General features: G+C 36.5%; 5 protein-coding genes and 4 pseudogenes. 7 read left to right on the forward strand and 2 right to left on the reverse strand.

Annotation, left to right across the window (positions count from 1 at the left end):
• The 5 genes from L691_RS30145 to L691_RS0124855 form a co-directional block, all read left to right on the forward strand.
• A partial coding sequence (locus tag L691_RS30145; protein ID WP_036738225.1) for a Tn7-like element transposition protein TnsE occupies window positions 1-1,067 on the forward strand: 1,067 nt, incomplete at its 5' end.
• 209 nt (window positions 1,068-1,276) lie between these two features.
• Window positions 1,277-2,605, forward strand: a complete 1,329-nt coding sequence (locus tag L691_RS0124840) for a DNA modification methylase (protein ID WP_025692930.1) — start codon at window positions 1,277-1,279, stop codon at window positions 2,603-2,605.
• Window positions 2,606-2,714: 109 nt separating this feature from the next.
• Window positions 2,715-4,727 (forward strand): AAA family ATPase, encoded by a 2,013-nt coding sequence (locus tag L691_RS0124845; protein ID WP_025692931.1) that lies wholly within the window; start codon window positions 2,715-2,717, stop codon window positions 4,725-4,727.
• A complete protein-coding gene (locus L691_RS0124850; protein ID WP_025692932.1) occupies window positions 4,724-5,359 on the forward strand; it encodes a hypothetical protein in 636 nt (211 codons plus the stop codon). The genes L691_RS0124845 and L691_RS0124850 overlap by 4 nt, the downstream gene beginning before the upstream one ends.
• Complete coding sequence (locus L691_RS0124855) at window positions 5,360-6,502, forward strand: hypothetical protein (protein ID WP_025692933.1); 1,143 nt, start codon at window positions 5,360-5,362, stop codon at window positions 6,500-6,502. It begins immediately after the preceding gene.
• A 364-nt stretch (window positions 6,503-6,866) separates the two neighbouring features.
• Here the strand turns inward: L691_RS0124855 and L691_RS31585 are convergent.
• Both L691_RS31585 and L691_RS33815 read right to left on the reverse strand, forming a co-directional pair.
• Window positions 6,867-7,270 (reverse strand): annotated as a pseudogene (locus L691_RS31585) (transposase); the annotation flags it as partial.
• Window positions 7,271-7,328: 58 nt separating this feature from the next.
• Window positions 7,329-7,983, reverse strand: a pseudogene (locus tag L691_RS33815) (helix-turn-helix domain-containing protein); the annotation flags it as partial.
• A gap of 377 nt (window positions 7,984-8,360) precedes the next feature.
• On the opposite strand from L691_RS33815, the pseudogene L691_RS34430 reads away from it, so the two are divergent.
• Window positions 8,361-8,597, forward strand: a pseudogene (locus tag L691_RS34430) (aldo/keto reductase); the annotation flags it as partial.
• A gap of 294 nt (window positions 8,598-8,891) precedes the next feature.
• Window positions 8,892-9,034, forward strand: a pseudogene (locus L691_RS34435) (IS1380 family transposase); the annotation flags it as partial.

Genomic DNA, 9,034 nt, shown 5'->3' on the forward strand with positions numbered 1-9,034 from the left:
ATTGTACCCTGTTTTTTAAGGGTTACAGAGTACTAGACTTAAAAATGAAAACGATGTGGAATTCCATTTATCAAACGCTGTTCAGTCGAGCAATAGCCGAATCTCCTACTAATCCGGCAAAGGCGTTAAGAAAAGGAATTCCTCTTGATGTAGAACTACCGTCTACAGGTCCAATCGAGTTAATCGTACGGGGCGATCAATTTATAAATATAGTTTTGGTGAAAGAGATTATGGGATTTGCAGGCTTCACGCATCCGGCCGCTGAAATTGACTTCTGGCATCACTCCAAAAAACGGCAGGAGTCAGTCTTTGGGGATAGACGATTAAGGATACCTGATCAATACAAGAACGACGATATTGTAATCAACGATAAAAGTGAACACGCAAAAGAAGATACAAATCAGGATGTACTTGAAGCTCCTCCTACTTTTATGAAATTTATTAATTACCCAATAGTGAGAACTCGAAAGAAAAGTGTGAAACAAACACATGCAGGGGACGATGTTGTAGTTAACTCGGGTAGAGGCGGCAAAAGTTTGGACCAACCAAGACAAGTCAGTGCCCAAGATTCAATCGTGGGTGGCGATACACCTCCTATTGATTTTCAAAGTCTAGAATTGGTTCCAATTTCTGAAGCTATTGGCCTTGAAGATTTTTTCAAGATGATAAGTTTGCTGAAGGAGATGACTTCGTATTCTATTCGAATGTCTGTTGTCCGTATTCCGTCTGGCAAGCGGTTCTCGATATGTCCGAACGGTTTACGGAGGACTTGTGCTATTGTTCAGGTATCTACCGTTGTTTTTACTAAATACATTGTTGAGGTTGCGCGGCCAGACGATTGGTCGATATCGACGCTTGTACTGGAACCATTACAAGATATGACTCTCATAGAAATTGAGAATGAAGTAAAGCAACTTTTAGATGGATTAGTTCAGAAAATCGGTCATTGGGACAAGCTTGTCTTGATGCGCAGTGGTAACCTAAAAATTGATAAAGTTAAACACCTTAAAATTGATACCATTAAGACTTGGGTAATCCGAATTAATGAAAAGTTATTGTCAAGCTAGTGCTTATAATTTGCAAAATACAATTTAAGTAAGTACTAAATAAGAAAAAGGAATGATCACAAGATAAGAGTAAGATTAATTTAAGAATAAAACAAGCACTAGAGATTGAAAACTATGTTATACTTACACAAGATAGCTTGAAATCGCTGCCTTACAAGGGTTCTTGTAGGGTATTCTTCCTGATATAGAGTCTTGAGGAGGGCAATTTAATGCCAGATACTGCAACCGATTTAGTTGGTAACTACTTGTATACAGATTATGTAGACACGTACAAATCAATTATGCAGTTTAACAAAAATAAGAATAAGTATATACATGGTTGGTACCCTTTTGTGGAAGGGTACTCTAAAGAATTTATTCAAGGGATTATTGATGAGTTACCATACACGCCGGAGATGTGTTTAGAACCTTTCGCAGGCAGCGGGACAACTCCTATGGAATTACAGAAAATGAGAATTCAATGTGCCTCTTTTGAAGTTAACCCTTTTATGTATGAAGTTGCCACGACAAAGATGCGGACAGACTATACAGTCAAAGGCTTCAATATAAATAGAGAAATATTGGTTAATGAAATTAGAGTATCCCCAGAAAATATTGAATTACATTACCCGCCTCCTATTTACGGAAGAATTACGGAAAAAGACAAGCTGAAAAAATGGAACTTCAATAGGCAGGTTCTTCGCGGATTATTGGATATAAAGCTGGCAATCTGTAGAGTACCAGAAAAAAAATACCGGCATCTTTTCAGGATTGCTTTAGCGTCTATACTGCTAGAAGTTAGTAACGTATATAGAAATGGTAAATGTCTTTCGTATAAAGATAATTGGCAGTCGATAATTACTTATAGTAGATCAGAAGTACATCAAATTTTTCTTGATAGGTTGAATGATGTGATCCTACCAGATATAAGAAAGTTAGACAGATTTAAAAAAGAACAAGGGAGGTTGTTTAGTAACTATAAGTATTGCTATGAAGGGGATTGCAGGACAAGGATTGGTGAAGTTAATGATAATTCTGTTGACTTGGTAATCACTTCTCCGCCATATTTAAATTCACGTGATTATACTGACTCGTATATGGCAGAATTATGGATGCTAGATTATATAAAAAGCTATGATGAACTGAAGGCTTTAAGACAAAGGACACTTCGGTCTCATGTACAGGTAAAGTGGGGGGAAGTTGAATTACTCAATATTCCTTTATTACAGAAAGCAGTGAATGAAATTGAAGAGCATAAGGAAGAATTTTGGAATGATGAAATTCCTTCGATGATTAAGGGCTATTTTAATGATTTAAACACGCTTTTTATTTCGCTAAGTAAAAAAGTAAAGCCTCGGGGGAGAATATACTTTAATGTTGCTAATTCTGCATATTATGGAGTTGAAATAAAAACTGATCAAATTGTTTCTGAAATCGCAGAATTGAATGGATTTAAAGTTCGAGAAATAAGAAAAGCACGAAAACTGAATCCGAGCGTTCAACAAAAAGAAAAGATACCATATTTAGATGAAGTAGTAATAGTGTTAGAAAATAACTAAAGGCGTCTATCCCTTTGGTTGTTTTTTTTGTAATTTTATAGAGGATTTTGTTTGTTAAAAAAGAACTTTATACATAAATGAATTATTTGATCGACATGGGGGTTGAACTGTGAAGAAAATCATGTTACCTACGTTGAAAAAGATCTCTGTTAATCACTATTCGCTTTACAAACAACAGCCAAGTTTTGAGTATGAATTTAAAGAAGGGATAAATGCAATTATTGGTGTAAATGGTATAGGTAAGACAACGTTTGTGGAAATTATATTATATTGTTTACTGGGATTCAAAAGGGAGTATCGCTTTAAGAAATATAAAAGAAAAACCACTTTAGAAATTAATAAAGAAAATCCAGAGTTCTTTAGCTCAAGACTGGATATCTCTTACGCTGAAAATTCGAAAGCTTCTGTCTCGTTAGAATATTTAGTGGGAGAAGATGCTTTTGAAGTGCATAGAAGTCTCTACGAAGATAAGATAGTTAGTTTTAAGCTAAATACGACAACATACGATAATGTAGATGAAAGTTTTTATGAAAAGCTTTTACTAGAGTCTACAGGGTTCTCAAGTTTTAAATCACTTCAAACTATTATTCGAAATTTTTTATTTTTTGATGAAATGAGAGTAAATGTTGCTTGGGAAGAAGATAATCAAGACGAAATACTGAGAATATTATTTTTTGATGAAGAGTTACTCAATAAGTTTAATATTCTGGAGCAAAAAATTATAGAACTAGACACTGCAGCTAAACATTTAAGCGAGGATAGACGTATTTTTAGACAGAAGTTGGATGAACTTCTAGCAGAGAGGGCTCAACTCAAAAAAAATGGGGATGAATCAGAAGAAGAGCAATTGTTCTTATTAATAGAAAAAAAGAATAATTTAGAATTGGAAAAAGGGGAAATAATAAGTTTGTTAGGTGATTTAGCAAACCAGTATAAAAAAGAAGATCAAGAATTAAATAAGTTAGTGGGAAATAAAAATCGAACTGCACAACAGATAGAACAATTGGAGACTGAAATAGCTCAATTAGAAGTGAAGTTATATAGTTCAATTTATGATACATTACCTGATTTCTATTTGTCATTAGAGCGTAGATTGCTTAATGATGGAACTTGTTTAGTCTGTAATAATAAACATAGGCACTTAGTTAAACATACAAAAGAGTATAAAGAAAAAGGTATATGCCTTGTGTGTTCTTCTCCGTTAAACGAAGCTGTAGAAGTGGATCCCGGAATTATTGAACAGATGAATAAATTAAGTGAGAAAAAAGATCAACTAAAGATCATACTGTCTAATCAATTAAGTCAATTAAATATTAAAAATGGCTCAGTAAAAGATATTAACAACGCAGTAATGAAATATAATGAAAAAATTGAGCAGATAAATGGAGATTTAATAAATATCGAAACAATATTGGCAGAAAAAGCTGGCACACAAAAAAATGATACTTTCTCAGAAATAGTAAAGGGTAGAGAAAAGAAAATACTAGAGTTAACTCAAAACATAAATGAGACCAATAAAATGAAACGAATTGAAACTAAAGAAATGCAAGATTTACACAATCAATTTGTACAGTTAGTAACTAGTTTGAATAAAAATTTATCCTCATATTTTAATAAATATGCTAGTACATTTATAGGCCTGAAATGTGAGCTAACAGTAAAAAATATTAATTTGCATAATCAAAATATACCACATGTTATATATCTCCCAAAAATTGATGGGGTTGATAGACAGAATATTTGGTCTGTATCAGAGTCCCAAAGATTTTTTTTGGATCAGGCATTCAGAATGGCTATTATCGATTACTTACATGATAATATCGAAGGATTTCAGACATTTTTCATTACTGAAACACCTGAAGGTAGTTTAGATATTGCCTATGAGGATCAAGTAGCAAAAATGTTTATTCTTTTTTCTGAATCAAAAAATAATATTATTTTTACTTCGAATTTAAATAGTTCTAGGTTTCTACAGAAACTTTTCAAAGATATGGGGGATCATGAAAAGGGAGCTAGAACATTGAATTTGCTTTCAAAAGGTAGGTTAACAGCTGTTCACAATGAACACAAACCAATAATTAATGAAATACTGAATCAAATATTTGGAGAAGGTGTTTTATGACTCAGTTCTCTATTAACAATGACTTGTTGTTTGTTTCCTATTTTATGAATGAAAACGGTTGGGATAGTGCAAATAAATCGTCGTATCAAAGAATATTGTATTTTTCAGCTGCTTTATCCCCTATTTTTATACCTCATGAAAAATGGGCATACGGTTTTTCTAATACAATGTTTGGACCATACAATGAAGATATTTCTAAGCAACTTAACGAGCTTTTCTTAAAAGGTCTTTTAAATCTAGAAGAAAGAAAACGATATTCAAATAGAATAGAAGAAAGATACAAAATTTCCCGAAAAGGAATAGATAGATGTGATAGTTATTTCTTTAAACTCCACCATCTGAAAGCTAAAGTAAGCTGGTTGAAAATTATAGTTATGACTCTAAGTATTTATGGAGAATCATTCTTATCGAAGATTATTAAAGAGGATCCTAATGTTGTTTCGCAAAATATGGACAATGTTTATGAGAAAATTATTTTAGATGATAGTGATAACAATGTTACCAAAGCTTTTTTTGATTTTTTGAGAAGTAAAGGTCAGCAGAAGTTGATTCTAGAAGATGATAGCAATCAAGAATACTTGCTTCTGTTTTTCGATATCCTTTATAGGAAGTATAAAGGAGGACATGATTAAATGGACTTCGTATACTTTGAAAAGGAAGTTGAAGCCGTTATAGTAGAGGAAAATCCAGTATTACTTCTAGAAAGGCTTTTAAAAGACCACTCCTTTATTAAATCTACTAATTTATTGCAATTATCCGTCTATTTGGAAAGAAAATGGAGCGAAGTTAAGCACCACAATGTTCAAGTTGCTATGTATATAAAAAAACCGACTGATGCTCAAACAGAATCTCGTATATATGACCTTAACTTTCAAACAGAGATACAAGGTTTGTTAAGTGGATCTTCAGCTAAATCCTTGGTTTATTACATTTCTCCGGATGGAGCTATTATAAAAAAGTTACTGTATAAAGAGAAAATAAAGTCACGGGAAGTTATGATAGCTACCCAAATGAATTCTGATATTGCATTTTTTTTGGGCGTTAAGGGAATTGATGTTTGGATTCAAGGTGTTTTGTATTCTACCCAAAACCATATTGATAGCTATAAAGATTTAATTAAGGCAAAAGCAATCGGTATAGAAAATTATGCTGAACTTTTGAGGGATTTTTTTGATGAGTATGTACAATATGATCCAAGGAAAAGATACTTTCTACACAAAGGTAACTGTTCAAAAGATTGGCATAAACATATAGATCAAAACCCAAAACTCCTTGACGTAAAACCAGAGGAAAGATTTCAAATCGATCTTGAACAATTTCTTAAGGAACGATGTTCTGATCCAGTTTTAAAAGAAGTTAGAAATAGATACGGAGAAAGGTATGATATTTGGGTGTCAACAAGTGATGATGCTGATGTCTATATTTTTGAATTAAAGTGGCTTGGGAAGTCAATAACACCATCAGGATTAATAAATAGACAGTATGATAAAGCGGAGCGCGCAATAGAAGGTGCAGAGCAAATTAAAAATTATATTGATAACTCGGAAAAAACTCTGGAAGGTCTGACGCAGTCAAGAATACACATGGGAGTATTGGTTATTTTTGATGCACGTGAAGTAATGGACGATATTTCTTATCCTCCAATATATCAAAGCTATCCTAATATTGATTTGAAGCAGCATTTTAAGGTTCTGTCTAAAAAGGTTTCAGCAAGCAAGTCTTACAAACACCAGAAGCAAATAAATCAAAAACCCCCAAAGGGATTATCTTTATAATCCTAGTTTGAGTCTAAAACTTTATTTTTTCTTATCATATCGGCAGCTGTTCTTTTTTTAAGTTCAGTCTAAAACTTATTTCTGAATACCTGACGATTTTGTAACCAAAAAACCGCGTCATATCAACAACTCCAGTCTAATACTTTATTTTCTTTGAACAGTTGTGAATGCGTTAAATTTAGTATGTAACTGAGAAATAAAGATTGTAACTGAAAAAAGAAGTTTGTTACTGATTATTAAAGCATGTAACTACGCGTAAAATCAAAATGAAAAAGAGAGGGGGCCGTCCCAAGAGCAAGTAATTTTGCAGCAGAGTGGACGGTTTTTTTGCAAAAAAAGTAAGAAAAGCGCCAGTCCAAGGAGGTTATCCTTGGGCTGGCGCTTTGCTATTTTGGTCTACTACATGCTTCTTCAGAAGATTATGGGCAAGCGAAAGCCACCCGACCTCAGGCTTACTTATTCCAAGCCTCGAAGCAGGAATCGCCGGAATCCCCGGTTGTTCTTCAGTTGCCCAAACACGCTCTCCACTTCTGCCATCCGCCTAGCCGAGAGTACGCGACCTTCCTTGCTGCGCAGCTTTTCCCGCGCCTGCTCTTTGTAGCGTAAGTATTTCATGCTCACCTGGATTTCCCGGTTCCCTTCCGCCTTCGTGCATCCGCTTCTCAGCGGGCATTCCTCACAGCTTTCACTAAGGTAAACCCGCTGGGTCACTTCGTACCCGCTATCAGTCTTGCTTCGCTTCTCCCGGACAAAATTCAGCTTTTGGCCAATTGGCAGGGACCTTTTTACTGTAGAAGAACACTTTTACTATCAGTGCTAAGCAGCCTTAGTCTCCCAAGAAGACCATACTTTTCGTCGGATCGTATTTTTCCATTAAATGTTTAACGTCTGTTCTCGGGGGAGCACCAAACATACGGGCGTATTCACGGCTGAATTGGGATGCACTTTCATATCCTACCCGAAAAGCGACGTCTGCTGCTTCTGCAGATTCGGATAACAAAATGCGCCTTGCTTCCTGCAACCTGAGTTGTTTTTGAAACTGAATCGGACTCATCGCGGTGACTTCCTTAAAATTTCGATGAAACGTAGATACACTCATATGGGCTACTTCTGCGAGTTCTTCAACACGCAATGGTTGATCATAATGTTGGATAATTTGTTCAATGGCATCTCTGATTCGATAAGTGCTGCTTCCTTCCAAAGCGATTTGACCCAGCGTTACACCATACGGGCCTGTGTAACAGTTTGTATAGAATTTCCTTGGTAAAAAGAGGTGAAAGAAATGGAATATCCTCTGGTTTGTCTAACAAACGGGTTAATCTAAGGATTGCATCCATCAGAGACGATTCCATTTGGCCAACAAATAATGCCCGTTTAGCATTTTCATTTGATTTGATTTGCAGCTTGGAGTCATTCATGACTTCTAAGATTTGGCTCTGTGTAAATTCAAGTTTCAGGCTCAAATAAGGAACCTCAGGAGAAGTAGGAAAATTCAGTAAATAAATTCTCCTGGAAGTTTGAGGCGATTGGAACACATTGGGAAATCGAGTCCAATCAACGCTTAGGAATTCCGCTGCAGCGACGGATCCAAGAACGGATCGAAAATTTTGATAAGACTTACTCACGGTTTCGTCCAGAGTCCTTGGTATCTCGTATGGCAGCTGCTAAGAGTGGAGGGCGCTTCCTATTTCCGGCTGACTCCTCCGTTAAACTCTTCGATTATAATGACCAAGTTACTGGAGGGGCGATGGATCCACGCGTCTGCCGTGAACTTGAACTTCTTGGTTACGACAGGAATTACTCGCTCAAACCTTCGCCAAGTTTAACTCGAGAAGAAGATTATGCTCGAGGGAAACCGAACCCACTCGCATCAAGGAGATTAACACGTGATTGGTCAGAAACCACGCTTCGTTCCGAAACCGACCAAATTCAAAAGTCCAAATACGATGGGCCTTTGAATGCTGACCGGTTAGTAGCTGAGCGCGTTGCATCAGTCACGGAAAATCATGGTGTCCCCCGTACTCATATCGCATTTGCTTGGTTGCTGCAGAAAGATCCAGTAACAGCTCCTATTATTGGTGCTACGAAAACATCTCCAGAACTCCCCGTGTCGGGAGCCTGGGACTGGCTGAATGAATTGTTGTTGCACCCAGACAGTATTGAAAGGGTCATGACACCTGTTAATGCCATAGATGCCAATATGCGTTTTTTTTCCATAAGTGCCATCGATGAAACCTGTACGTTTTCAACTGGATCAGTCCGTGGAGATGCTGACCGCCCATTCCGGTCTCGCCCTCATTGGCTTGCTCCTTTCTCATACCCAGATTGCCAAGCCCTGATCCGTTGCTTGCTTCCCGGCGTGCATCAGCCCACGGTCACTCACCCGGATGTGGTCTATGCGTATCTGGGGCTACTTTACCAAGGGAAAAGTGATTTTGATCAGACCGAGCCCTTCCGCAAGGATCGTTTTTTCAGCAAATCCTCAGGCCTCAAACACGTCCCCTCCTCTCCCACACTCCGGCAGCGTCTGGA

The sequence above is a fragment of the Paenibacillus zanthoxyli JH29 genome (genome assembly GCF_000520715.1).
Taxonomy (GTDB): domain Bacteria; phylum Bacillota; class Bacilli; order Paenibacillales; family Paenibacillaceae; genus Paenibacillus_AQ; species Paenibacillus_AQ zanthoxyli.